21 protein-coding genes, 1 other RNA gene and 1 riboswitch are annotated in these 25,781 nt (G+C 39.9%); of the genes, 21 read left to right on the top strand and 1 reads right to left on the bottom strand.

The genetic code is table 11. From position 1 onward, the window contains the following. The first annotated feature begins 134 nt into the window (after positions 1 to 134). The 11 genes from OTG27_RS04835 to OTG27_RS04785 all read left to right on the top strand — a co-directional run bounded on the left by OTG27_RS04835 (position 135) and on the right by OTG27_RS04785 (position 13,077). A complete protein-coding gene (locus tag OTG27_RS04835) occupies positions 135 to 896 on the top strand; it encodes an alpha/beta fold hydrolase (RefSeq protein ID WP_268936377.1) in 762 nt (253 codons plus the stop codon). 123 nt (positions 897 to 1,019) lie between these two features. Next, the gene (locus OTG27_RS04830) at positions 1,020 to 3,296 is read left to right on the top strand and encodes a DEAD/DEAH box helicase (RefSeq protein ID WP_268936376.1); all 2,277 of its coding nucleotides are present in this window, start codon (positions 1,020 to 1,022) and stop codon (positions 3,294 to 3,296) included. A gap of 36 nt (positions 3,297 to 3,332) precedes the next feature. Then, positions 3,333 to 4,589: a ribonuclease H-like domain-containing protein gene (locus OTG27_RS04825; protein ID WP_268936375.1), complete on the top strand. Its 1,257-nt coding sequence runs from the start codon at positions 3,333 to 3,335 to the stop codon at positions 4,587 to 4,589. A gap of 452 nt (positions 4,590 to 5,041) precedes the next feature. Continuing rightward, entirely contained in the window at positions 5,042 to 5,536 is a 495-nt protein-coding gene (locus OTG27_RS04820) for a CotD family spore coat protein (RefSeq protein ID WP_268936374.1), read from the top strand. 66 nt (positions 5,537 to 5,602) lie between these two features. After that, complete coding sequence (locus OTG27_RS04815; protein WP_268936373.1) at positions 5,603 to 6,154, top strand: SLOG family protein; 552 nt, start codon at positions 5,603 to 5,605, stop codon at positions 6,152 to 6,154. 198 nt (positions 6,155 to 6,352) lie between these two features. Then, complete coding sequence (gpsB, locus tag OTG27_RS04810; RefSeq protein ID WP_034307876.1) at positions 6,353 to 6,664, top strand: cell division regulator GpsB; 312 nt, start codon at positions 6,353 to 6,355, stop codon at positions 6,662 to 6,664. Between the two features lie 80 nt (positions 6,665 to 6,744). Continuing rightward, an RNA gene (gene rnpB / locus OTG27_RS04805) (RNase P RNA component class B) lies at positions 6,745 to 7,134 on the top strand. 613 nt (positions 7,135 to 7,747) lie between these two features. After that, complete coding sequence (locus OTG27_RS04800) at positions 7,748 to 8,896, top strand: THUMP domain-containing class I SAM-dependent RNA methyltransferase (RefSeq protein WP_063575774.1); 1,149 nt, start codon at positions 7,748 to 7,750, stop codon at positions 8,894 to 8,896. 193 nt (positions 8,897 to 9,089) lie between these two features. Next, complete coding sequence (locus OTG27_RS04795) at positions 9,090 to 9,290, top strand: cold-shock protein (RefSeq protein ID WP_034307871.1); 201 nt, start codon at positions 9,090 to 9,092, stop codon at positions 9,288 to 9,290. 229 nt (positions 9,291 to 9,519) lie between these two features. Continuing rightward, positions 9,520 to 11,433: an ATP-dependent DNA helicase gene (locus tag OTG27_RS04790; protein WP_268936372.1), complete on the top strand. Its 1,914-nt coding sequence runs from the start codon at positions 9,520 to 9,522 to the stop codon at positions 11,431 to 11,433. 132 nt (positions 11,434 to 11,565) lie between these two features. Then, on the top strand, positions 11,566 to 13,077 hold the full coding sequence (locus tag OTG27_RS04785; RefSeq protein WP_268936371.1) for a carboxypeptidase M32: 1,512 nt from the start codon (positions 11,566 to 11,568) through the stop codon (positions 13,075 to 13,077). A gap of 251 nt (positions 13,078 to 13,328) precedes the next feature. Here OTG27_RS04785 and OTG27_RS04780 read toward each other — a convergent pair whose 3' ends face one another. Continuing rightward, on the bottom strand, positions 13,329 to 13,556 hold the full coding sequence (locus tag OTG27_RS04780) for a hypothetical protein (protein ID WP_098864328.1): 228 nt from the start codon (positions 13,554 to 13,556) through the stop codon (positions 13,329 to 13,331). 433 nt (positions 13,557 to 13,989) lie between these two features. Further along, positions 13,990 to 14,091: riboswitch (purine riboswitch) on the top strand. Between the two features lie 161 nt (positions 14,092 to 14,252). Between OTG27_RS04780 and OTG27_RS04775 the strand changes: the two genes are divergently transcribed. The 10 genes from OTG27_RS04775 (at position 14,253) to OTG27_RS04730 (ending at position 25,757) form a co-directional block, all read left to right on the top strand. Continuing rightward, positions 14,253 to 14,852, top strand: coding sequence for a xanthine phosphoribosyltransferase (locus OTG27_RS04775; RefSeq protein WP_057277826.1), 600 nt, complete (start codon positions 14,253 to 14,255; stop codon positions 14,850 to 14,852). After that, positions 14,845 to 16,158: a nucleobase:cation symporter-2 family protein gene (locus OTG27_RS04770; protein WP_098186724.1), complete on the top strand. Its 1,314-nt coding sequence runs from the start codon at positions 14,845 to 14,847 to the stop codon at positions 16,156 to 16,158. Before OTG27_RS04775 ends, OTG27_RS04770 begins: the two co-directional genes overlap by 8 nt. Before the next feature lie 635 nt (positions 16,159 to 16,793). Further along, positions 16,794 to 17,882, top strand: a complete 1,089-nt coding sequence (locus OTG27_RS04765; protein ID WP_145504731.1) for a type III polyketide synthase — start codon at positions 16,794 to 16,796, stop codon at positions 17,880 to 17,882. Continuing rightward, positions 17,882 to 18,412: an isoprenylcysteine carboxyl methyltransferase family protein gene (locus OTG27_RS04760; RefSeq protein WP_268936370.1), complete on the top strand. Its 531-nt coding sequence runs from the start codon at positions 17,882 to 17,884 to the stop codon at positions 18,410 to 18,412. Before OTG27_RS04765 ends, OTG27_RS04760 begins: the two co-directional genes overlap by 1 nt. A gap of 146 nt (positions 18,413 to 18,558) precedes the next feature. Then, positions 18,559 to 18,717 (top strand): hypothetical protein, encoded by a 159-nt coding sequence (locus OTG27_RS04755; RefSeq protein ID WP_186442078.1) that lies wholly within the window; start codon positions 18,559 to 18,561, stop codon positions 18,715 to 18,717. Between the two features lie 188 nt (positions 18,718 to 18,905). Beyond that, a complete protein-coding gene (locus OTG27_RS04750) occupies positions 18,906 to 22,619 on the top strand; it encodes a dynamin family protein (RefSeq protein WP_268936369.1) in 3,714 nt (1,237 codons plus the stop codon). A 15-nt stretch (positions 22,620 to 22,634) separates the two neighbouring features. Then, positions 22,635 to 23,396, top strand: a complete 762-nt coding sequence (locus tag OTG27_RS04745; protein ID WP_268936368.1) for a nucleotidyltransferase domain-containing protein — start codon at positions 22,635 to 22,637, stop codon at positions 23,394 to 23,396. 11 nt (positions 23,397 to 23,407) lie between these two features. Beyond that, entirely contained in the window at positions 23,408 to 24,235 is an 828-nt protein-coding gene (locus OTG27_RS04740; protein WP_034307856.1) for a sulfurtransferase, read from the top strand. An 85-nt stretch (positions 24,236 to 24,320) separates the two neighbouring features. Continuing rightward, a complete protein-coding gene (locus OTG27_RS04735; RefSeq protein ID WP_057277833.1) occupies positions 24,321 to 25,196 on the top strand; it encodes a 5'-3' exonuclease in 876 nt (291 codons plus the stop codon). 267 nt (positions 25,197 to 25,463) lie between these two features. Continuing rightward, on the top strand, positions 25,464 to 25,757 hold the full coding sequence (locus OTG27_RS04730; protein WP_057277834.1) for a DUF6123 family protein: 294 nt from the start codon (positions 25,464 to 25,466) through the stop codon (positions 25,755 to 25,757). Positions 25,758 to 25,781: the final 24 nt, after the last annotated feature.

The following is a 25,781-nucleotide window of genomic DNA, read 5'->3' as shown; positions in this document are numbered from 1 at the left end:
CTCCTTTCTAAAAAATTCCTTTGCCTATAAGCTATGTGAGGAATGAAGAAATGTGAATGGACTGTTGGGTTTCAGATTCAGCTCCATAGGGAATAACGGTACTGAATGATTAATAAAGGAAATGAGGGATTAATATGACAGATAGCAAGCTTTCCTACATAGATACCGGGAAAGGAAAGGAGACATTGTTGTTTATCCATGGATTTTGCGGAAGCCATGAATATTGGAGCGACATCATTGCTGGATTAAAGGAAGAATACCGGGTTATTGCCGTTGATTTACGGGGACATGGTGCAAGTGAGGAAATAGGGGAGTCTTTCTCGATTGAAGATATGGCAGCTGATATTGCGTCATTTTTGGAAGAACTTGAAATCGGACAGGTATATATGTTTGGTCATTCGCTTGGGGGATATATCACCTTGGCATTCGCAGAAAGGTTTCCTGGGAAATTGTCTGGTTTTTCATTGGTACATTCCACCGCTTTCCCGGATGATGAGACTGGAAAGGCGGGGCGCTTAAAATCAGTCGAGAAAATCGAAAGTGAGGGAATCCCTGCTTTCATTGACGGACTTATACCGAAGCTTTTCGCTCATTCCGAAGATCCCAATATTGAACATACAAAGGAAATCGGATATAAAACAAGTGAAATTGGTGCGATAGGGTCTTTACATGCCATGAGAAACAGAATGGACAGAAATCATGTTCTCGAAGATACGAAGTTGCCTGTCCTTTTGGTTGCAGGTGAAAAGGATAAGGTGATTCCCGTTGAAAAAACCTTTTCTGTAAAAGGGAGCCATATCAATGAAGTAATACTTAAGGGCAGCGGCCATATGGGAATGTTGGAAGCTCCAGCCAGACTAATTGAAGAAATCATTCGCTTTGTCGAGAAGAATTAAGTGAAAATAATGACCGGGCTGGAAACGAGATGTTGACGTTTCCAGCTTTTTTTTTTGAATAGGAAATAGTTTCCCTTTTGCATAGAACGTTCATTCGGTAGAATAGAAGGATGAGGTGGTTAAATGAAACTGCGAAAAAATTTACTGGAAGTCATAAAGGATCTAAAAACAAATGAAGATTTTAAAGAAAATATAGTACATTGGCAAGTCATTGAAGCAAAAGAGGCAAAACATGTTCCCTTTCCCGAAGCAATGAATGATAAGATCAAGCATGCTCTTGAAATACGGGGGATTAATGGGTTGTATACCCATCAGGCAACTGCATTTGATACTGCTGTCAGCGGCAATAGCCTTGTAGCGGTAACACCTACAGCTTCTGGTAAAACATTATGTTATAACTTGCCGGTCCTTCAAAAAATACTGGAAGATGAAAAAACCAGGGCGCTTTATATTTTTCCGACAAAAGCACTGAGCTATGATCAAAAAAGCGAATTGAATGAAATGATTCATGAAATGGATGCTGAAATAAATAGTTATACATACGATGGGGACACACCTTCAAATATCAGGCAAAAAATCCGCCAGGCCGGACATATCGTGATCACCAATCCTGATATGCTCCATTCAGGAATCCTGCCCCATCATACGAAATGGGTCTCTTTATTTGAAAACTTGAAGTATGTGGTCATCGATGAACTTCATATTTACCGCGGCGTTTTCGGAAGTCATACAGCCAACGTCATTAGAAGGTTAAAAAGGATTTGCAACTTTTATGGAAGCGACCCTGTATTCATCTGTACTTCCGCTACGATCAATAACCCAAAAGAGTTGGCAGAAGAGCTTACGGAAAAACAAATGGTCCTTATCGATAATAACGGAGCCCCGAGTGGGAAAAAGCATTTTGTGTTTTACAATCCCCCAATAGTCAATAAACCGCTGAACATACGCCGGAGTGCGGTTTTGGAAGTAAGGAAGCTGGCAAATGAATTTTTGAAAAATAAAATTCAAACCATCGTTTTTGCGCGTAGCAGGGTTCGTGTGGAAATTCTATTGACATATTTACAGGAGCTTGTATCAAAGCAATTGGGGCCAAAATCAATCAGGGGCTATCGCGGCGGATATCTGCCAACACAGCGTAGGGAAATTGAACAAGGCCTTAGGGATGGTTCCATTTATGGAGTGGTATCCACAAATGCACTTGAGTTGGGTGTCGATATCGGCCAGCTTCAGGTTTGCATAATGACTGGTTACCCTGGATCCATATCGAGTGCCTGGCAACAGGCGGGACGGGCAGGAAGGAGACATGGTGAAGCATTGATCATCATGGTTGGCAGTTCCAGTGCCCTTGATCAATATATCGTACAGCATCCCGATTATTTCTTTACCAGAAATCCAGAAACGGCAAGAATCAATCCGGATAATCTTTTGATCCTGGTTGATCATGTAAAATGTGCAGCATATGAGCTGCCATTTAAAAAAGGCGATACATTTGGGAAAACAGAGATTATGGACGTTCTTGAATTCCTTACAGAAGAAAGGGTCTTACACTTGAATGGGGACAAATGGCATTGGATGAATGATGCTTTTCCCGCAAGCAATATCAGCCTGCGTTCAGCGGCACAGGAAAATGTCGTGATCATCGACCAAACGAATGCACCGGTTAATCGGGTCATCGGGGAAATGGATACGTTCAGTGCAATGACCCTTCTCCACGATGAAGCCATTTATTTGCACCAGGGAATTCAATTTCAGGTGGAAGAACTTGATTGGGATGAAAAGAAAGCTTATGTACGAGAAGTCAATGTGGACTATTATACGGATGCTAACCTTGCTGTCCAGTTGTCTGTATTGGAAGTCGATAAACAGCGATCTTTCGCTTCCACAGCAGCTGCTTTTGGTGATGTCGCAATACGGGCAATGCCTACGATCTTCAAGAAAATCAAATTCGAAACTCATGAAAATATTGGTTCAGGACCAATCAGTCTTCCGGAGATGGAGCTGCATACGAGTTCGGCCATGCTTTCCATGGATTCTGATATATTCAATTGGGACGAAAATCGAATAGAACAAGGAATGATAGGAGCCTCCCATGCACTGAATTACATGATTCCGCTATATGTTATGTGCGATCCGCATGATATCCATGTGTATCCGCAGGTTAAGGCAGCGCATAATGAAAAACCGACCATTTTCATCTATGATAGTTATCCGGGTGGCATAGGATTAAGTGATAAAGTATATGAAAACTCTGAAGTCATCCTGATGGAAACAATATCAATGATCGAGAATTGCACTTGTGAAAGCGGCTGTCCTTCCTGTATTGGAACGGAATCCGCAACGAAAACAGCCAAGAGTGATGCCAAACAATTATTAGATCAATTTTGTAAGCAAAAACATTAATAGATTACAGGGATCCGTGAAAAGAGGTGTAATTTCATGTCTTTAAAAAATAAACTAAACCGTATGAAAACCCATATGAACCTAGAGGAACATACTTCTCCTATAGAAGTAATTGACCAGAAAGAGAATGAAGAAATTCCTTACTTGGAAATGTGGCTGGAGAACGATACCGTTTCCTTTCATTTCGATGGTGACTATTGTTTCATTAGGGAAGTCCGCTACCCTATAAATCACAAACACGGCTTATATGCATTTTCCGAGCTGAAAAAGGTCGTAAAGGAGTGGAATCAAGCTTCATTGGAGCATCCACTCTCCGCCAAGGGCGTTAAAAGTGAAGATCTGTTTTTCTTCGATACGGAAACGACAGGGCTTGGAGGCGGAGCGGGCAATACCATTTTTTTACTTGGCTATGCGTATTTAGAAGGTGAAGAAGTTGTCGTGAAGCAACATATCCTTCCGCAGCCAGGAAGTGAAATCCCGCTTTATCAAAGCTTTCTGGAAAACATCAATTACGAAACACTTGTCACATATAATGGTAAATCCTTTGATTGGCCTCAGCTAAAAACAAGACATACCTTGATAAAAGAACATGTACCAAAACTACCGGAGTTCGGACATTTTGATTTGTATCATGCTTCAAGGCGCCTTTGGAGAAACAAATTGGAGCGAGTGAAATTATCTGCGGTCGAAACAGATATTCTAGGTGTACATAGAGAGGATGATATTCCTGGATATTTGGCGCCGATGATTTATTTTGATTTTGTTGAGAGGAAGAATCCGGAAATTCTGTTTGGGATCATGAAGCATAATGAATGGGATATCTTATCACTGATCACATTGTATATTCATTTGTCCCGAAAGATCCTCCAAATCGATGGATATACGGAAGAGTCCATGGAGATTGCACGATGGCTCGATTATTTGGGAAAAAAAGAGGAGTCAGTTGAGACATATCAAAAAATATTGGAAGCGGGAAGTGAGGAAGATCGGATAATGGCTGGTCATGCCTTGGCTTTCCAGAAAAAGAAGCTAAAACAATTCAATGAAGCTTTGGAGATTTGGAAGGAAGTTGCCTTAAAAGGGAATGTGCAAATAAGGATACAGGCGCAGATTGAATGTGCAAAATTATACGAACATCAATTTAAGGAAGTCGGTCATGCTCTAAAATGTTCAATAATCGCCCATCAAGAGATGGTAAGAGAAGGGATCACTCAGGAAAAAAAACAAATGGAATTGGAAAAGAGGATTCGGCGGCTGGAAAAGAAAGAAGGTTCAAAGGATATTTCTGTATAAAATAAAGGAATGAGAATGGTCTTTTAGTGCAAAAGGATGAAAATAAAAAATATGTATTCAATTATTGTAGCCTTCAACTATTGTGTGTAAAATGGAAAGAGTTGAGGGTGAAATTCCAAGCGTTCATTTCATACCTTTACATCAAATAAAATTAAGGTGAAAGCGGAGCGGAGAAATGTATAAAACGACTTTATTTCTATTTTTTGTTGTCCTTTGTTTAACGATTGTTTTATTTACTTCATTAAAAGACAGTCTCTATTCCTTTTTGTAGAAAATCACCCTCCATATTTGAAGAGATAGCATTCATATAATAGTGTACTTATCGACAGCCATACTTCGTTTTATACTTATTCTGTATAATTAGGTCATTTCATCAGTACACGTATCCCCTTTTTTTCATAGTCTGTAATGGTAAGACTAAACTTATCATGATGAAAGGGGACGTATTATAAATGTATTTTCGTAATTGTGGAGGAAATAAACCCAATGTAATGGGCGCATCCAACAATGTAATGGGAGCATACGGGAACGCACCTGGAGTAATGGGCGCATCAACCGGTAAATACCCCAATAACGTAATGGGGGCGTCAACCGGTAAAAACTCTAACGTAATGGGGGCGTCAACCGGTAAAAACTCTAACGTAATGGGAGCCTATAGTCCATCGGCTGTGTCTCCAGCGCAATATGGTCCAACACAAACATCTCCATCTCAAGTTGCCCCAGCGCAAGTTTCTCCAACACAGCAATATGTCAATACGAATGTATCGAACACAGTGATTCCTGTCGTTCATCCAACACATACTACAAATGTCAATAAACATGTGAACACGTTTAAGCATTATTTCCCGCATACTCAATCCGTGGTGAACGAGTGCTATAATCAACACTTGATTTGTGGAATGCCGCCGCAAAACCCATGCTGTCCGCCTAAGCATTTCGGATACTAAAAAATAAGGGCTTATCAAGCCCTTGTTTTCTTATATAATCATGTTAAAAGGGAGATTGACTATGCAATGAAGGTTTTGTATATGACCGGCTACAAAGCTTTTGAATTCGGGATATTTAAAAATGACCATGAAGCCGTAAAATATATAAAGAAAGCGATGAAACAGCGTCTCCTGCCATTGGTGGAAGATGGGCTGGAATGGGTGATCATCTCAGGTCAGTTGGGTACGGAATTATGGGCTGCCGAAGTGGTTTTCGAATTACAGGAAGAATTTCATCAGCTTAAATTAGGTGTGCTTACTCCTTTCCTGAAACAGGAAGAGTCATGGAATGAAACGAATCAAGAGTTTTACCGATCCATATTGGCCCGTGCCGATTTTGTTGAATCGATTTTCAACAAACCATATGAAGGGCCCGAACAGCTTAAAATCAAAAATAGGTATATGGTCCATAAAAGCGATGCCATGATCATCATTTTCGAAGCCGAAAAAGAAGGATCAGCCCGATATCCTTATTTCGAAGCGATGAAAAAAGCTGAAACACAGCCATACCCCATCTTTCAGATAAGCTTTGATGATTTGCAATCGGCTGCGGAAGAAGCGAGCTGGTCCGAAGAATGAGAGAAAATAATTATGGATTAAAAGTTGTTTCTAAAGCATAATCATATTATTATGAAATTTAGATACAGTTTTAATGGGAATACATACCGTTCACTGAAACAGTAAGATACAAAAAGGTGTTTCGTTGACAAACCCAAGCAGATTTGAAAAAATAATAAAAAGTCGATTGTATTGGCGAAAGTATTGAGGTGAAGTCTTATGCTATCCGATAAGATAAAATTAACGGCTAAAGATATTCTTGAAAAAGATTTTAAAACAGCCATGCGCGGGTATAAACCTGAAGATGTGGATCAATTCCTGGATCTGATCATTAAAGATTATGAAGTGTTCCATCAGGAAATTGAAGATCTTAAACAAGAAAATCTTAAATTGAAAAAACAAGCCGACGAGAGTACAAAGCGTCCAAATCAACCTGCTCCAAGTGCTACCCCGGGAACCACTAACTTTGACATCCTTAAACGGTTATCCAACTTGGAAAAGCACGTTTTTGGTAACAAGCTTTTTGATTGAGGTTTTGCATTGTAAAAGTAAAAATTATTGTGGTATTGTGTTTTTGTGAATAATGGAGTATAATCAATTATGTTATGTTAACGTTTGGGTAATTGCTGCTGCATTTATGCAGTAGAGGAAAGTCCATGCTCGCACGGACTGCGATGTCCGTAGTGTTCGTGCCTGGCGAAAAAATAAGCTTGGGCAGCAATCTTGGATTGCTGACGGCTGGGAAAATGCCTAAGTCCTTTTGGATATGGCATGAATACCTATAAAAGTGCCACAGTGACGTAGCCTTTACAGAAATGTAAAGGGTGGAACGAGGTAAACCCCACGAGCGAGAAACCCAAATTAATGGTAGGGGCGCTTTCTTCCTTGGAAATGAACGAGGAGAAGGACAGAAGCACATGCTTCTGTAGATAGATGATTACCGCCGAAGTACGAGACGCGAGTCGCTTGCAGTACTGAGGAACAAAACATGGCTTACAAAACGTTATCATATTACACCAAAAGCACAACTCTCCTTTTAAAAGGAGAGTTTTTGTTTATGTAGATTGCCCTAATATAAAAAGATTGGGCATTTCCTTTTATTTTTCGTTTTTTGAAACTCCGCTGTGTTAAACTTAGAACTTGGCAAGTTTTTCATACAATTCGAAAAGTGTCCAGCGTAAAGAAAATGGCTTGAATGAAGTCTTCGGAAACGTTGTTAAAAATAGTGTTGGAATGTTAAGCATTCCTTGATTCTGGGTATCCTATTTATAAAGGTTCCTTAATTCTTCTGTTAGCTGAAGGCGGATAATGGATGGGAACCATACATAATTGGTTTGGCTGATTTCAATCATATAATTGCAGCGATTGTCTTAAGGTGCAGTGATAATAGTGTAAAGCTTTAATTTCACGGTAATCCATAGACGTTCCCGCTATATGGATCATGATAGAAGCTAGGCCAACAATGAAGAATTCTAACGACAAGATAAATGGTAGTGGACCTTTTAAATAAGGCTTACATGTAAAAAATCAATGCCTGCTTCTAAAATACATAAATGAAGAAATTCGCGAAAAGGTGCCATTGATTTGGATTAATGGAAAGAAGGTGCAGAAATAATGAAACAATTCGATATTATCGCAACATCAGCAATGGGATTGGAATCAATTGTTGCCAAGGAGGTTCGGGATCTTGGTTACGATTGTCAAGTCGAAAATGGTAAAATCACGTATAAAGGGGATCAATCCGCCATTGCCCGCTCTAATTTATGGCTGCGCACTGCCGATAGGGTGAAAATTAAAGTCGCGGAATTTAAAGCATATTCATTTGATGAGTTGTTTGAAAAAACAAAGGCGTTGAATTGGGAAGATTACTTATCGGCCGATGTCGAGTTCCCCGTGAGTGGAAAATCCGTTAAGTCAAAGCTATACAGTGTCCCTGATTGCCAGGCAATTGTCAAAAAGGCAATTGTTGATAGATTGAAAAGTAAATACAAGCAAGTGTCTTGGTTTGCCGAGACTGGTCCTTTGTTTAAAATTGAAGTATCTATTTTAAAAGATGTTGTGACACTTACCATGGACACTTCAGGTGCAGGTCTGCATAAACGGGGATATCGAACCGGGCAGGGGGAGGCACCTCTTAAAGAAACATTGGCGGCTGCGTTAATCATGCTGACCAATTGGAAAGCGGATAAACCTTTCATTGATCCATTTTGTGGATCTGGAACGATTCCCATCGAGGCGGCCTTAATTGGTCAGAACATAGCGCCTGGGTTTAATAGGGAATTCGTATCTGAAACTTGGTCATGGATGGACAGCAAGGTTTGGGATGAAGCACGGATCGAGGCTGAAGATTTAGCCGATTATGATCAGTACTTGGACATAACCGGTTGTGATATTGACCATCGAATGGTCGATATAGCAAAAGCTAATAGTTTTGAAGCCGGTCTTGGTGATCTGGTTGAATTCAAACAAATGCAGGTGAGGGATATCTCAACCAGGAAAGAGTATGGTGTCATTGTCGGGAACCCGCCTTATGGAGAACGTCTTGGCGAGAAAAAAGCGGTTGAGCAGATGTATAGGGAAATGGGCCAAGCCTTCAAGAAGCTTGATACTTGGTCAGTATACATGATTACCTCCAACCCTGACTTCGAACAGCATTATGGTAAGCCTGCAACGAAAAAAAGGAAATTGTTCAATGGTTTCATCCGTGCTGACCTTTATCAATATTGGGGGAAAAGGCCGCCAAGACAGCCTCAAGGTGAATAAGTAGGTAGAATATAACGGAGGATTTTGCTAGTCAGGACGATTTATTCATAATAGGTTCCAGTCTTGCTTATCATTTCCTTTTCTGTTATTCTAATAATGAATTATTTTTGTTCAGATTTAAGGAATACCTTAATATTCTTTTGAACAAGGATAGTAATATAATGTGTGGAGAACACACTAGGAGGCAACAAAAATGGAACAAGGTAAAGTAAAATGGTTTAACGCAGAAAAAGGTTTTGGATTCATCGAACGTGAAGGTGGAGACGATGTATTCGTACATTTCTCAGCTATCCAAGGCGAAGGTTTCAAAACTCTTGAAGAAGGCCAAGACGTTACATTTGATGTAGAACAAGGTCAACGTGGACCACAAGCATCAAACGTAAACAAAGCTTAATTCAACCCTATATTATTTACAGACAGGCTCTCTTTTGGAGCCTGTCTTTTATTTTACGAATGGGTCAACCAGGCAGCATACATAGAAAAAACATACATAACACGTTTCATTTTCTAATGGTTGGTAAATATCTTGACTATTAATGTGAAATAAAGGATAATATACTTTTGCCTAAGATTATAATGATTCGGATTCTATATACTGATGATAGATAGAAGGGGAGACCAGGATGCTTAAAACACTGCCTTTTTCGGTAACAAAGGAAGATTCTTTTTACGATAAGCTTTCAGAATGGATCGGTGATGTCTTTTACGATATTCTTCCCGAAAAAGGATTTGAGCTGCGTGACGAACAAATCTTCATGGCATTTCAATTAGAAAAAGCCTTTAAGGAAAAGAATGTAAGTTTTGCTGAAGCAGGGGTAGGGACCGGTAAGACATTGGTCTATTTACTATATGCGATTTGTTATGCGAGATATACGAATAAACCGGCCATTATTTCGTGTGCAGATGAAACGTTGATTGAACAGCTTGTCAAAGAGGAAGGCGACATCCAAAAAATCAAGAATGCTTTAGGTATTGAAGTGGATGTTCGGCTTGCTAAATATCACGATCAATATGTATGTCTAAAGAAGTTGGATTACGCAGTGAATCATGAAGATTCAGAGGGAATAGATCAGCTATATGATGAACTTCCCAAGTTTGTCCATGATAACTCATCCATGAACGCCTATACTGCATATGGGGACCGTAAACAGTACCCATATTTAAATGATGAAGACTGGTCTAAAGTTGGCTGGGATCAACTCCAAAACTGTTTCACTTGTGATAAACGCCATCGATGCGGGCAAACCCTATCACGGGACCACTATCGAAAATCAAGTGATTTGATCATTTGTTCACATGACTTCTTCATGGAGCATGTATGGACCAAGGAAAAGCGTAAGCGTGAAGGACAATTACCATTGCTGCCAGATCATAGCTGCGTTGTCTTTGATGAAGGTCACTTATTGGAATTTGCTGCTCAAAAGGCTTTAACTTATAAAGTTGGGGAACAAACCCTTGCCTCGGTTTTGGAATTGCTTACAGCCAATCAGGTTCGTGAAGAAACCTTATACATCATTGAGGATTTAATTGATATCAATGAAGAATTTTTTGAATTGTTGGATGAAAAAGCGATACATGTCAGCGGATCTAATCGTTATGAAATCCCAATGTCCAAAGAAATTACAAGCTTTGCCCATAAGCTTCACAAAAAGGTTGAGGAGTTAGAGGAGAACCTAGTTTTTGAAGCGGAAATGTACACGATCAATGATTATGATTTAAAAGTGACGGAAGAATATTTAGAGCAGCTGGGCTACTCCCTTTCTCTATTTGTAAAGGATGAACAGGCCGTTTCCTGGTTTGAAGAAAATGAAATGACCAAAACATTGGTCATCATGCCAAGGCTCGTACAGGATATTTTGTCTGAACAGGTATTCTCTAAAAAAATCCCTTACATTTTTTCATCGGCAACATTATCGGATAATAAATCCTTTCAGTACATTGCAGATAGTTTAGGGATAGAAAAGTATGACAGCTTTTCCGTTGAATCACCGTTTGATTACGATGAAGTCATGAAAATGAACATGCCTACCTTCGAAAATGGAGATCAATTGGCTAAACTTCAATTTACGATGAAGACAATTGAGGAAAATCAAGGTCGAACACTCGTGTTGTTCCAATCAAAAGAAGAATTGCATTGGTTCAAGGAAAACTGCCCAGCGTCTTCTTATCCATTTTATTTTGAAGGGGAAGCGGAAATCAGCGAGCTGGTTAAGAAGTTCCAAGAGGATGAGCAATCTGTTCTTTTCTCCTATCATTTATGGGAAGGACTTGATGTTCCAGGGCCTTCATTACAAAATGTTGTGATACACTCCCTGCCATTCCCGCCGCGCGATCCAGTTTTCGAGGCTAAACGCAACTCGGTTTCCGATGCATTTGAAGAAGTGGACCTTCCATACATGCTCCTTCGCTTGCGCCAGGGAATAGGGCGTTTGATCAGGACGAGCAATGATTCGGGGACAGTCCAGATTTTGATTGATAAGGATCTTTCGGAGCAGGTGAAAGAGAAGATTGTATCCATTCTTCCTGTCACGCTCTAACAAAGTCAATCCAAAAAAAAGAGCCAAGGTGCCCCTTGGTTCTTTTTTTATTTTAATTTTTTAATCGGAGTGGTTCTGATAGGAATGATTTTTGTATAATATGGTAAAGTGTAGTTGGAAGGAGCAGTGACTATGACTAAAAAGGGTATCGATCTGATAGAAAAAGAGTTTAAAGAATATGTAAAGAAAATCTCGGCGTATAATGAAGCACTCGCGTTAATTTTTTGGGATTTGCGTACAGGTGCACCGAAAAAGGGAGTTGAGCAGCGTTCCGAAGTTATCGGGGTGCTTTCCTCCGAAGTGTTTAATATGAGCACAAGTAAAGAAATGGAATCCTTCATTGCAGAACTTTCGAAGGAGCCTCTTAGTGAAACGACTAATAAAATGGTGCAAGAGTGTAAGAAAGATTTTGAAAGGAATAAGAAAATTCCTGCAAACGAATATAAGGAATTCGTCATTTTACAATCGCGTTCTGAAAGTGCATGGGAAGAGGCAAGGGAAAAAGCTGATTTTTCTTTATTTCAACCTTATCTGGAGCAAATTGTAGCGTATACCCGCAGGTTTGTAGAATACTGGGGATATGAAGGGACGAAATATAATACCCTTTTGGATATATATGAACCAGGCATGACTGTAGATGTACTTGACAGCGTATTCAGTGAGCTTCGGTCGAGGATCGTTCCTTTGGTAAAACAGATTGCAACAAGCGAACATAGACCTGAAACAGGGTTCCTTTATAAAGAATTTCCAAAAGAAAAACAGCATCAACTCAACTTGGAAATTCTAAAACAGCTAGGATACGATTTCAAGGCTGGCAGGCTGGATGAAACGGTTCACCCTTTCGAAATTAGAATAAATAGGGGAGATGTCCGGGTGACAACCCGATACGATGAACATGATTTTAGGGGGGCAATCTTTGGTACCATTCATGAATGTGGACATGCCATTTATGAACAGAATATCGCCAATGAGTTAACCGGAACACTTCTTGATTCCGGGACATCCATGGGGATCCATGAATCACAATCTTTATTTTTCGAAAACTTCATTGGACGGAACCATAGCTTCTGGAAAAATAAATTCTCCTTATTAAAAGAATATGCCCCCGAACAATTCAATGACGTGACACTTGATGAATTTTACCGGGGCATTAACGAATCGAAACCATCGTTCATCCGTATTGAAGCAGATGAACTGACGTATCCTCTACATATAATGATTCGGTATGAACTGGAAAAGGCTCTTTTTAATGGAGAACTTGAAGTGAAGGATTTACCGGAAATCTGGAATGAAAAATATAAGGATTATTTGGGAATTGCTCCTGAAAATGATGCCATGGGCGTGTTGCAAGATGTACACTGGGCAGATGGGAGCTTTGGTTATTTCCCTTCTTATGCATTGGGCTATATGTATGCAGCCCAAATCAAGCAAGCGATGCTTAAAGATTTGCCTGATTTTGATCGACTGTTGGAAGCGGGGGATATTGCGCCAATCAGGGAATGGCTTAATGAAAAGATACATAAATATGGAAAAACAAAAAAACCTTTGGAGATTTTGAAAGAAACGACAGGGGAAGGTCTGAATGTTCAGTATTTAATAAAGTATCTTGAAGATAAATATAAAGAAGTTTATAAAATCAAATGAATCAAAGGAAGAAGGACTTGCATTAAGTGTAAAGGCCTTCTAAGTTTGTAGACAAAAGGGGTTCGGAATTAAAAATTCCGAACCCCTTTTGGTAATTCCCTTTAAATTTCCGCCTGGAATTAAGCGATTGGGGCTCTACAAGCCCACTAGGTTAGGCCATTTTTGACCTTACTATGTCCAATTGGCCATCTTTTTTAAAGTAATCCAGCGAAAAAAGTAAGCATCGCCTGCATCTACAATTTTAAGTCCCCTTAAAGTAGTCCACTGCATACCATTCCTTTGCATCTCCCGAATACACGCTCAATCGTTTCTTTACGTTTCGCATATATAGTTTTTACATCAAAATGATGACGCTGATGATCTGCCTCTTCCACATATGTTTGCCAGATAGGCCGTGTCACCACTTTTTGAAATTCTTTTTGTACACTGTGATAAAGATGAGGATGTTGCACAGATGTGTTTTGGCGATTTGTACTCACGATAACCCTCTTTATAAGTAATCATTTCCAGTTCATTTCGCTGAATAGAATCATGCTTTATAGGCAAAAGGGTTCTAAAAGTTAAAACAAAGTTGAACGGAATATGCGAGACGCCTGCTTAGAAAAGCGAGTCCAGGGGAGACCCCGCAGGCGCATAAGCGACGTGGGCGGACCGCCCGCGGAAAGCGAGTAACTGTTGAGGAAATCAAAGGTCAAATTGTACAAACCATAAAAGGGCATGAGCAAAATACCAGTAAAGGTTATTTGAAGGACAGCGATGTTTTTTCTTTATAGGTAAACCCATGCTATTTAGGTTTAGTGATTTCACAATTTTCTATTAATACGAATGATGACTTATTTTTTTTATTGAAAGTTCGGTTTTTAACAAAAATAACTTTTCAAATAGAGTCAGCGTTGTTATAATTCATATATTAATAAAATATTAAGTTTCACTCGTATAATAGCAGGGATATGGCCTGCAAGTTTCTACCGGATTACCGTAAATAATTCGACTATGGGTGAGTAATAGATCTTGTTGCATAATGAAGGCTTTTCCTGATTCATTTTTCATTCATGCCCAAGAAGTATTGCTTCACTCAAAAAAAGTGCAGCAATGTTTCTTGGGCTTTTTTATATGCCTGGAAACAATTGCATAGTTTATGGGTCAATAAACATCCAAGATTGGGAGGAACCTTCATGCAACTTTTAAAGGATAAAATTTTGTCCGAGGGTCAAGCTTTATCAGAAGATATTTTAAAAGTAGATTCATTTTTAAATCATCAAATGGATCCTATGTTAATGAAAGAAATTGGTAAAGAATTCGTAAAACGTTTCGAACAAAAGGAAATAACGAAAGTGCTGACAATTGAATCTTCTGGCATTGGACCTGGTTTGATGGCTGCGCTGGAATTGGAAGTTCCACTCATTTTTGCCCGTAAACGTAAATCACTTACTTTAACAAATGATTTAATAACGGCGTCCGTTCATTCCTTTACAAAAAAAGAAACCAATACCATTACGGTTTCCAATAAATATATTGAAGCTGGAGATAAGGTTTTGATCATCGATGACTTCCTTGCTGTCGGACAGGCAGCACGTGGGTTGGTGGAAATCTGTAAGCAGGTTGGAGCAGAAGTGGCCGGAATCGGCATCGTGATTGAAAAAGCATTCCAAAGCGGTGGTAAGGATCTTAGGGAACAAGGTTTTCAAGTGGAATCACTTGCACGGATTGCTGAGTTGAAATTCGGTGAGATTACGTTTGCTGAGGAAAAGGAAGGAGAAGCCGTCAATGTCTAATCAATCTCCATTAAAAGTTGCTTCATTAGGATTACAACATGTTCTAGCCATGTATGCCGGTGCAGTCGTCATTCCATTGATAGTCGGTGGGGCGCTGGAATTGACTGCAGCACAGTTAACTTATTTAGTTTCGATAGACATTTTGATGTGCGGGATAGCAACTTTATTGCAAGTATGGAAAAATAAATTCTTTGGAATTGGGCTTCCGGTCGTCCTGGGCTGTACATTTACAGCAGTTAGCCCGATGATTGCAATTGGTACGCAATATGGAATCAACTCCATTTATGGATCTATTTTGGCGTCGGGATTGATCGTCATTATCATTAGTAAGTTTTTCGGAAAACTGGCAAGGTTCTTCCCGCCCATTGTCACTGGATCGGTCGTTTTGATTATTGGCATTACGCTCATTCCTGTTGCCATCAACAACCTTGGTGGTGGCCAAGGAGCTGCTGATTTCGGAGATTTGAATAATGTAGCTCTTGGGTTCGGAACTTTGTTATTCATTATATTCATGTATAAATTCTCATCAGGATTCGTACGCTCCATCTCTATTTTATTGGGCCTGTTAGTAGGAACATTTGCAGCTTTCTTCCTTGGGAAAGTGGACTTTAGCTCGGTTGTCAGTGCCACTTGGCTGCATATGCCTCATTTTTTCTACTTTGGAACCCCGACATTCAACGTCACGGCAATCATTACAATGACATTGGTGGCGATCGTCAGCTTGGTGGAATCGACTGGTGTTTATTATGCTCTTGGTGAAATCACGGACAAAGAAATTTCAGAAGACGATCTGGCTCGCGGATATCGTTCTGAAGGACTTGCCATCATGATTGGCGGTTTGTTCAATGCGTTTCCGTATACAGCTTTTTCACAAAATGTCGGCTTGATTCAATTGTCAGGCATTAAAACAAGAAATGTCATATTCACAACGGCTGGCATTCTTATTTTCATAGGTTTTGTTCCAAAAATCGGTGCATTCACGACAATTATCCCTTCATCCGTGCTTGGCGGGGCAATGGTGGCGATGTTCGGGATGGTAATTGCCGCTGGAATTAAGATGTTGAGCAAAGTTGATTTTGCTTCTCAAGAAAATTTATTGATCATCGCTTGTTCAGTAGGGATGGGACTCGGGGTTACCGTCGTTCCTGAGCTATTTGCGCAAATTCCGGAAAGCTTTCAAATCTTAACGGAAAACGGTATTGTTGCCGGAAGTTTGACAGCCATATTCTTGAATATCGTCTTTAACATCATCCCTACAAAAGGGAAAGTGAAGGAAGCGCGTATTGAAGGGCAAAATGTAGCCTGATTAAAAATAGATTCGGTAATCTTGATAGATTCACCTACCCAAAATCCTCAAGTGAAGAGGATTTTGGGTATTTTTTTCATTTAGGATAATGAATTTAGAGTTTTGTCAGATAAAAGGAAACTCTCTTCACTTTTTGAATATATTGATAGTATATGTTCAGGAAAGTAGTGATAGGGATGGAGAAAAAATATTGTATTCATTGCCGGACCATACTAAGTCAGGAGTATAGGTGCAGTGTGTGTGGAAAAGAGGAGTTTCAAAACATCATTATACAAGTGCAAAATCAATCTTCAGTAAAGAAAGAAGACTGAAAGCACCCCCTTACCAAATTATAGGTAAGGGGGTTTTATTATATCGTGTATACATATCGATTATTAAGGTGATATGAAGAGTACCTTGCCATTTTATCGCCATTGCCCAAAATGACGTGGGGGGTGTAATACTAACCAATGCTTTGTCTCCTGCTAAAGAGGCGGTAACATTACCGGCAAGCATGCTGCCGAATTCTGCTGCAAAGGATTCAAACATGATTTCACCGTTTTACTCATCCCATACATATCACCATTTAGCTATAAAGCATAATTGATGCCGCGGTGGGTATATTAACCATATCATGAATATTTAGGGGTGGAATCATGCCGTATTTATTATCTGCATCTCATGTAAAGCTGCCACATTTGCTTTCACAAGAAAAAATCATGGAATTTTCGAGAGAAATATTTGGAGCATCATTTAAGAATATAGAACGGTTACTAAAGGCCTTTAAGAATGGACAAGTGGAAAATCGATATTTTTCAAATGATCTCGATTGGTTTAAAGAGGATCATTCTTTTGCCGATCGGAATGATTTATATATAAAGCAGGCAATCAAATTTGGGAAAGAAGCTATAGAAAAATGCTTAGCCAACACAGAATTTTTAAAAGAAGGACTGCAGGCAAACGAGCTAGATGCTTTCTTCTTTATCTCAAGCACGGGGATTGCCACCCCGACCATTGATGCCAGAATAATGAATGAACTTACATTTAACCCGCATGCTAAAAGGATTCCGATTTGGGGGCTTGGCTGTGCAGGGGGAGCGAGTGGCCTATCACGTGCTTTTGAATATTGCCAAGCATACCCGACTGCGAAGGTCATTGTTTTAAGCGTGGAGTTATGCAGTCTGACATTTCAAAGGAATGACATCTCCAAAAGCAATTTAATTGGGACTTCACTATTTTCCGACGGAGTAAGCTGTGTTTTGGTTTGCGGTGATGAAGTGCCGAGTGAACAGTTCTCAAAAAAAGTAAGACATTTGCAATTTTTGGATTCGCAATCGACACTAATGCCGGATTCATTGGATGTAATGGGGTGGGATGTTAAAGATCAAGGGTTATACGTGATTTTTTCGAAAGATATCCCTACAATCATCAAGGATTGGCTTAAACCGAATGTTCAAGAGTTCTTAATGGAGAATGGATTCGATTTAAACGATGTAAAAGATTTCATCGCTCATCCTGGAGGCAAGAAAGTAATTGATGCTTATCACGAAGCCCTCGGGTTCGATGAAAGCATGACGGGAGAGTCAATGAGCGTATTGCGTGAATTCGGCAATATGTCCTCAGCGACTATTTTGTACGTTCTGGAGAGGTTCATGCAGAGGGGCGGGAATAAAGGTGAGGTGGGCCTGGCTGCTGCATTGGGGCCTGGGTTTTCATCTGAACTTGTGTTAATGAGGTGGAAGTGATGATCTTCGCCATTTTCATTATCTTGATCGCTATACAGCGCCTTGTTGAATTATATATCGCCAAACAAAATGAAAAACAGTTGAAAGCCGGAGGAGCAATAGAATACGGTGAGTCCCATTACAAATGGATGGTTCTGATGCATCTTAGTTTTTTTATTGTTCTCATTATTGAAGTGGTCGCCCTTGAAAGGGATATATCTGGACTTTGGCCGATTTGGCTGACCCTTTTTCTAATTGCGCAGTCAGGAAGGGTTTGGGTAATCCGTTCATTGGGAAAACATTGGAATACAAAAATCATAGTGGTTCCTGATGCCGATGTAGTCATTAAAGGTCCTTATAAATTTTTCAAACATCCGAACTATATCATAGTGGCAACTGAGATTTTAGTTATTTCCTTATTATTCAATGCATATTATACTGCTATCATCTTTAGTTTATTGAATGTTTGGATGATGATGGTAAGAATCCCACTGGAAGAGAAGGCATTAAAGGAACACACGGAATATTCTACGGTTTTTAAGGGAGAATAATAAAAAAATGAAATTACTTATTGAAAATGATTATCGTTCGTGATAAGATTCTAAATGAAGATGAAAATTATTCTCATTCGGATTTCAATCATTTATTTTAATTAAAAACTAAAAGCTAATCAATATAAAAGAGGATGGTGTTGGTAATGGTTTGGGTATTCATTTTATTGACAATCGCTACATATGGTTTTGTGATGAAACATGTATTGAATAATATTCAAAAACCGGCAAAGGCAGTAAAACCTTATACCGGGTCACCAATGGAAAACCGAGCTGCTTTTAACCCCACCCCAACAACCAGGTAAACATCCTGGTTTTTTTTTTGCATTCCAACAATAGGATCAAATTGCGCGAATCCACCAATTGGTGGTTTTTTTTTGAACATGGCCTGTAATGAATCATATAGTAAAAATAAAGCTGACGGTATGAATAACAAACGAAATCGTTTACAATAAGAATATCAAAATGACGATAGATTAAGGGGTATGGATTCATGATTCAAGAAACATTAAAGCAACAGTCCAAATTGGGAATTTTGACTGCCATGTATGAGAAATTTCAATCGGCAGGTGATACAGGCAATGCAGATAAAATGAAACAGTTAATCATGAAAGTGAATAATGAGGAGTTCATCATTGCTTTTTGCGGGCATTTTTCAGCGGGGAAATCTAGTATGATCAACTTTCTCCTTGGTGATCAAGTATTGCCTTCAAGTCCGATTCCTACGAGTGCAAATACGGTAAAGGTACAAAAAGGGGAAGACTATGCCAAAGTCTTTTACCATCATCAGCCACCAGTCTTATTTCCTGCACCTTATGATTTTAAAGAGGTCAAGAGATTTGCCAAGGATGGAGATTCAGTATCGGCAATAACGATAAGTTCCAATGATTTTTCACTGCCGGATTCATGTGCGATCATGGATACGCCAGGAATCGATTCGACAGACGATGCACATAGAGTTTCTACGGAATCTGCCCTGCATCTAGCTGATGTCGTCTTTTATGTCATGGACTACAATCACGTCCAATCAGAAGTGAACTTCCTATTCACGAAAGAATTGTTGGAGGCTGAAAAACCGACATACTTAATTATCAATATGATCGATAAGCATGATGAAAAGGAGCTTGGGTTTCAAGACTTCAAGCTTTCCGTTTCTGAATCTTTTGCGAACTGGAATGTATATCCTGATGGTATTTTTTATACATCCGTAAGAGACTTGAACAATACCGAAAATGAAATAGAAGTGGTCAAGCAATTCATATATGAAATGGCGGGCAAAGGTTTAGATGATGGGAAGGATGCCATCATGCAATCGGCTAATGCCCTTGTCGAACGACATCTTAATTGGCTGAAGGAGCAGTATGAAGAGGAACATGCCGATGATATTGAAGTATTATCAGAACTGCCTCATGAAGAGCGGATACACCTGACGAATCAGGTGGACAGCCTATTGAAAGAAAAAAAATCATTGACTGGACGCATAGAGGAAATCAAGGGCCAGTATGCCGATGCATTGGAAACCATTTTAAAAGGCGCATACATCATGCCGGCGGCAACACGGGACCTAGGTAAATCATTCTTGGAATCGGCTCAGCCGGACTTTAAAATGGGTCTATTATTTGCCAAGAAAAAAACGGATGCCGAACGTGAGGCACGTATTAAGGCGTTCTTGAGCGATCTGCAAGAAAAGGTGAAAACCCAGCTTGAATGGCATCTTAAAGAACTGGCGGTTAAAACGCTTAATCAAGCGGAAATCCATGATTCAACACTTGAAAGTAAGGCTCAGGCACTTCAGATCGAGGTAACGGAATCTTACATAAAAAACTCTTTGAAGCCTCAAGTCGATATTACGGGTGAATACGTTTTAAACTATACGAATGATTTGGCATCAGCCATCAAAAAGAAAGCACGCGATGTATCAGAAGGATTTTTGAATGATATGGTTACCGTTATGGAAGGAATAGTGGAACAGCAGTCCATGTCCATCGATAAGGAACTTGAAGGTTTTTCTGAATTTGCGGAAGCCCTTAAAGTTACTGCTGCGATGAACGCGGAAATCGAGTACCAAACGGAACGTTTAGAGGCCATTGCCCATCAAACTGAATCATTGGTCGATGAGCGTGAAATCGATATGCTGTTAACTGAATGGAATGAAGAGGAAAATAATATTACAGTCAAAATCATGACAACCGATAAAGTAAGTAATTCAAGGTCCGTCAACGAACAATCTGTAAGTGATCATGTTAAAGAAATCACGGATGCTGTACCTTCCGTGACTGTTTCTTCATCTGATGCTACTGATTTACGCGGAAAAGAAAAGCTGGTGGAAACTGCAGCGAGTTTAAAACAGGCGGCCGAGCTGATCCAACCTCTGAGAGGGTTTCAATCGCTTTATAAAGAATTGAAAGAGAAGGCAAATCGCTTGGAACAACAGACGTTCACGGTTGCCCTCTTCGGTGCATTCAGTGCGGGTAAATCTTCTTTTGCCAATGCTTTGATGGGAGAAAGCGTCCTTCCTGTCTCACCAAATCCGACAACTGCCGCAATCAACAAAATCATGTCTTCGGACGCTGAGCACCCACATGGTACGGCAACCGTCAAATTAAAGACCGAAGCGATGCTGTTGGAAGATGTAAGCCTGGCATTGGCAGCTTTTGATAAATCGGCAAAGACTCTGGATGAAGCACTGCAACTAGCAGGGCAAATCATTGCGAAGGCAGGGGAAGTTGATAAGGGTAAAACGCACTTATCGTTTCTTAGGGCGTTTCATCAAGGGCTTCCCGAGTACCAAAATGATTTAGGAAATGTGGTTACGGTAGACCTTGAAGGATTTAAACGGTTTGCTGCGGAAGAGTCCAAGTCATGTCTTGTTGATCTGATCGAATTGCGTTATGACTGTGAAATGACAAAGCAGGGGATGGTACTTGTTGACACACCTGGGGCCGATTCGATTAATGCACGCCATACTGGAGCAGCTTTCGAATATATTAAGAATTCGGACGCCATCCTATTTGTGACTTATTATAATCATCCATTTTCCCGGGCGGACAGGGAGTTCCTGATACAGCTTGGACGTGTGAAAGATTCTTTCGCTATGGATAAGATGTTTTTCATCGTCAATGCCGTCGACCTGGCACAAACGACTGACGAATTGGACGAAGTGATGGATTATGTCACAGATCAATTGAATGGATTCGGTATCCGTTTTCCAAAACTGTTCCCGCTTACGAGTAAGGGGGCGTTGATGGAAAAACAAACGCCTGGTTCGTTTAAGCATTCATTCCTTCCTAATAGCGGAATCATGGAATTCCAAGGCCAATTCGATTCTTTCATAGAAAACGATTTAACTGGACTTGCGATTGAATCGGCTCAAGCGGCTGTAAAAAGAACCGAAGAATTGCTACGAGATGTAATTACAGCTTCCAGACAGGATGAGAAAGCGAAACGAAAAGCCCTGGAGACACTTTCTCATGAGTCACATGCCATTTCGGAACTCCTTTCAGTCATTAAAGGGGATGCCGAAAAGCAACGGTTGAAAAAAGAGATAGACGAATTGACTTTCTATAGTAAACAACGGGTCTTCTTCCGGTTTAATGATTTCTTCAAAGAATCGTTCAATCCAGCTGTTTTAAAAGATGATGGAGGCGATCTGAAAATTGTCCTCAAGCAATCGATGAAGAACTTATTGGATGCGTTAGGCTTTGACCTTGCCCAGGAAATGCGGGCAACGGCTTTAAGGACGGAAATGTTCGTAAATAAATTACTGAATGAGAAACAGGGCAGTTTGCTTCAGCAAATGCAAAAAATTAGAAGAACCCTTTCATTACAGCCATATGAACCCAATGAGAGGGAATCCCTTGAATTCACTGGAGCTTTTGCCCAATTGGATACAGGGGAATTCAAAAAGGAATTGGCATTATTCAAGAATCCAAAATCTTTCTTTGAAAAGAATGAAAAAGCGAAAATGAGCGAGGGTCTTCAGAAGCGTTTGGATGAACCTGCCCTTATATATGCAAAAGAACAGGGTGAGCGGATTTACGAAATGTATAATGAAGTCCTCGATCAAGAGCTACTCGCGATTCAAAAAGAGTTTAAGACGGAAGTATCGGATATCTTTGCAGGTTTACGTGCAGCATTGGAGGAAACGGTTGATTTACCGTATTATGAAAATGCTGTAGCGGAATTGGCTAAAATGCATTCGAAATAGAAACGAGGTTCATTCATGAAAGAAAACCTTATTTCACGCTTGAGATACCTGGAAAAAAATGAGGATATAACGATATTGATGGCTGCTGTTACTGGCAGCCATTCTTTTGGTTTATCATCGGTCCAATCGGATTTCGATGTTCGGTTTATATATGTTCATAATGATAAGCGATCATACTTGAGCTTGAGTCAGCCAGTTGAAGTCATTCAAGTGAAAGAAGGCCTATTAGACATGGAAGGCTGGGATCTCTTTAAATCATCCCGACTTACCTTTAAGAGTAACCCTGCTCTATTTGAATTGTTTCAGTCACCTATCAGGTTGATAGCCCATCCGGTTTATTATAGGAAGATGACTGGTTTGATAGCGGATTGCTATTCCAAAAAGGCACTGGGGCACCATTACTATCGGATGATGAGCGACAATCTTCAACAATTGACAAAAACAAGGGGTTCCGAAAGAAAAGAGCTAAAAATATGGGTACAAGTATACCGTTCGTATTTAACCCTTGAATATATTATCCAACGGGGTTCGCTGCCACCATTATCGGTATGGGAATTACTTGATTCGGTTTCAATGGACCAAGGAATGAAAAACAGGATGATCCGGATATTTAAAGCAAAACAAATGGAAGAATGTATAAGCAACAATGAAAGTGAAAATAATCTTTCGCTAATAGAAGGGAAATCGCTTTCCATAAAGAATGAGATAACTACGCTACATCAAGGGAAGAACATGGAAATGGAACTTAATGAATTGATTTGGGCCATTTTGGAATAGGGGGATATGAGATGAGTTTTATAATCGAAAAAGAAGAGCTGTTGCCGTTGTTGAATTCTAAAGATATCAGAATTTGTGACTGCCGCTTTCAACTAGGCTCTCCTGATGCAGGGTATAATGATTACAAAAAAGACCATATTTTAGGCGCTGTTTATTTCGATCTTGAAAAGGACTTATCTGGTCAGGTTCAAGATCATGGCGGAAGACATCCTCTTCCTGACCTGGAAACCATTAAAGATAAACTGGAATCAAATGGAATCACCAACGATACTGTACTTATCGCTTATGATGGCGGGGAAGGTTCTTTTGCTTCCAGGTTTGTCTGGTTGCTAAGCTACCTTGGGCATCAGAAAGTCTTTGTCCTGAACGGGGGATATCGTGCCTGGAGGGATGCGGGCTATCCGATTGACTCGATTCAAATGAATTATATGCCAACCGAATATCGTATCGATTTAAATGAACACGTTTTTGCATCTTTTCGAAAAGTGAAGGATTACACTTTGAATAGACCTGACGATATCGTATTAATGGATTCACGGGAATCTAAGCGCTACGAGGGAATCGAGGAGCCAATTGATAAAAAAGCCGGCCATATACCTGGTGCAGTAAATAAGGTGTGGACGAACGTTCTGGAAAATGGCTATTTTAAAAAGAAGGAAGATCTTCAGTCGAATTTCACAAGCATCGGTAAAGATAAGGAAATCATTGTGTACTGCGGTTCAGGTGTAACGGCCTCACCCAATTATATCGCCCTGAAAGAAGCGGGCTTTAAAGATGTAAAGATTTATATTGGCAGTTTCAGTGACTGGATCTCGTATGATGATAATCCAATTGAATAATATTTTTTCCAATTAAACGATCCTTAAAAAAAGGGACAGTTATGTTAAAATGGAAGTACATCATGATAGAGGTGATAATGTGTTAATGAAAGAAAATGAGCAGCATCCATCCTTTATGCTTGTCGATGGAATGGCGCTTTTATTTAGAGCTTTTTATGCAACGGCCGTTACTGGTCAATTCATGATTAACTCCAAAGGCATCCCGACCAATGCCGTTCAAGGTTTTTTGAAGCATATGCTGACGGCGGTGAATCACTTTTCACCCAGTCATGTAGCGGTATGCTGGGATATGGGCAGCAAGACTTTCAGAAATGAATTATTTGATGGATACAAGGCGAATCGATCAGAAGCTCCAGTCGAAATGATCCCTCAATTCGACTTAGCGAAAAAAGCGGTTGAAGCATTCGATATCCCTAACATAGGACTATCTGGTTATGAGGCGGATGACTGTATCGGAACAATTGCCAAAGCATCTGCACAGCATAGCCGAGTGGGTATATTGACTGGCGATCAAGATATGCTTCAGTTAATAGAGGAAAACATTTCCGTACTATTATTAAAAAAAGGGTATGGTAACTATGAGGTGCATAATCCCGATAGCTTTTTTGAGTGGAAAGGGATTACACCAAGGCAAATGATCGATTTAAAAGCTTTAATGGGTGATACAGCTGATAACTATCCCGGAGTTAAAGGAATTGGGGAGAAGACAGCGTTGAAATTATTGATACAGTATCAAAGTATCGAAGGCATTCTTGAAAATGTTGCATCATTGACGAATGGGCAACGTGCTAAAATTGAATCCGCTGTCGATATGCTTCATTTATCCAGAAAGCTAGCAGAAATAAAATGCGATGTACCAATTTCATGTCCTTTGGACGATGCGGTTTATCAGTATGATCGCGAAAAGGTCAAAAACCTGGCTAGGGATCATGAATTCAGGACATTACTGCGCATGATTTAATCAAACAAGGGGGGCTTCCTAATGGGAGCTCCCCCTTTTGAAATTCCCTTTAAATTTTCGCCTGAATTTAAGAGTTTGGGGATCTGCTAGCCCGCGAGTCGAAGGGAGACCCCGCAGGCGGACCGCCCGCGGAAAGCGAGTGCCCTAGTTCAAATCAACGTTCAAATTGTACAGTCCGGGACATCGGTCCTTTATTTTGTACGATGATTTTTTTGTCGAAAAATGGATAGTCAAATTCTTTGATATACGGTAAGATGAAAATAAGGCATGAAGTATGGAGTGGATGAGCAAGTGGCGAAATCAACTGAAGAGTATGTTAGTTTTTTAGAGGGTAAGGGATTCACTTTTGGTAATGACGCGATTGGTTTTATTTATTTTGGTAAGCGCTACACGGATGCAAGTGATATTTTAGTCAATGCAGCAATAGAGTTGACATTAAAGGTACAAAAGAATTTTGATGGCAGCTTTTATATCTCCTTTTTGGAAAACTTAAAACAAAATGGCATTGAAACGCGTAGTGCAGCGGTATCGTTTGCAAAAGAACAGGGGCTACTTAAATAAATCGGACTTCGTAACTGGAAGTCC

The sequence above is a fragment of the Peribacillus sp. AS_2 genome (genome assembly GCF_026891895.1).
Lineage (GTDB): Bacteria > Bacillota > Bacilli > Bacillales > DSM-1321 > Peribacillus > Peribacillus frigoritolerans.
Note: the sequence above shows the minus strand (reverse complement) of the source record. Positions and strands in the feature narration are given on the sequence as shown.

Excerpts from the sequence above, each read along its gene's own strand:
- OTG27_RS04770 (WP_098186724.1), top strand. The coding sequence starts at position 14,845 with ATGTCTAATCAATCTCCATTAAAAGTTGCTTCATTAGGATTACAACAT.
- OTG27_RS04795 (WP_034307871.1), top strand. The coding sequence starts at position 9,090 with ATGGAACAAGGTAAAGTAAAATGGTTTAACGCAGAAAAAGGTTTTGGA.
- OTG27_RS04730 (WP_057277834.1), top strand. The coding sequence starts at position 25,464 with ATGAAGTATGGAGTGGATGAGCAAGTGGCGAAATCAACTGAAGAGTAT.
- OTG27_RS04785 (WP_268936371.1), top strand. The coding sequence starts at position 11,566 with ATGACTAAAAAGGGTATCGATCTGATAGAAAAAGAGTTTAAAGAATAT.
- OTG27_RS04790 (WP_268936372.1), top strand. The coding sequence starts at position 9,520 with ATGCTTAAAACACTGCCTTTTTCGGTAACAAAGGAAGATTCTTTTTAC.
- OTG27_RS04775 (WP_057277826.1), top strand. The coding sequence starts at position 14,253 with ATGCAACTTTTAAAGGATAAAATTTTGTCCGAGGGTCAAGCTTTATCA.
- OTG27_RS04745 (WP_268936368.1), top strand. The coding sequence starts at position 22,635 with ATGAAAGAAAACCTTATTTCACGCTTGAGATACCTGGAAAAAAATGAG.
- OTG27_RS04835 (WP_268936377.1), top strand. The coding sequence starts at position 135 with ATGACAGATAGCAAGCTTTCCTACATAGATACCGGGAAAGGAAAGGAG.
- OTG27_RS04765 (WP_145504731.1), top strand. The coding sequence starts at position 16,794 with ATGCCGTATTTATTATCTGCATCTCATGTAAAGCTGCCACATTTGCTT.
- OTG27_RS04820 (WP_268936374.1), top strand. The coding sequence starts at position 5,042 with ATGTATTTTCGTAATTGTGGAGGAAATAAACCCAATGTAATGGGCGCA.
- OTG27_RS04735 (WP_057277833.1), top strand. The coding sequence starts at position 24,321 with ATGAAAGAAAATGAGCAGCATCCATCCTTTATGCTTGTCGATGGAATG.
- OTG27_RS04830 (WP_268936376.1), top strand. The coding sequence starts at position 1,020 with ATGAAACTGCGAAAAAATTTACTGGAAGTCATAAAGGATCTAAAAACA.
- OTG27_RS04800 (WP_063575774.1), top strand. The coding sequence starts at position 7,748 with ATGAAACAATTCGATATTATCGCAACATCAGCAATGGGATTGGAATCA.
- OTG27_RS04760 (WP_268936370.1), top strand. The coding sequence starts at position 17,882 with ATGATCTTCGCCATTTTCATTATCTTGATCGCTATACAGCGCCTTGTT.
- OTG27_RS04815 (WP_268936373.1), top strand. The coding sequence starts at position 5,603 with ATGAAGGTTTTGTATATGACCGGCTACAAAGCTTTTGAATTCGGGATA.
- gpsB (WP_034307876.1), top strand. The coding sequence starts at position 6,353 with ATGCTATCCGATAAGATAAAATTAACGGCTAAAGATATTCTTGAAAAA.
- OTG27_RS04750 (WP_268936369.1), top strand. The coding sequence starts at position 18,906 with ATGATTCAAGAAACATTAAAGCAACAGTCCAAATTGGGAATTTTGACT.
- OTG27_RS04755 (WP_186442078.1), top strand. The coding sequence starts at position 18,559 with ATGGTTTGGGTATTCATTTTATTGACAATCGCTACATATGGTTTTGTG.
- OTG27_RS04825 (WP_268936375.1), top strand. The coding sequence starts at position 3,333 with ATGTCTTTAAAAAATAAACTAAACCGTATGAAAACCCATATGAACCTA.
- OTG27_RS04740 (WP_034307856.1), top strand. The coding sequence starts at position 23,408 with ATGAGTTTTATAATCGAAAAAGAAGAGCTGTTGCCGTTGTTGAATTCT.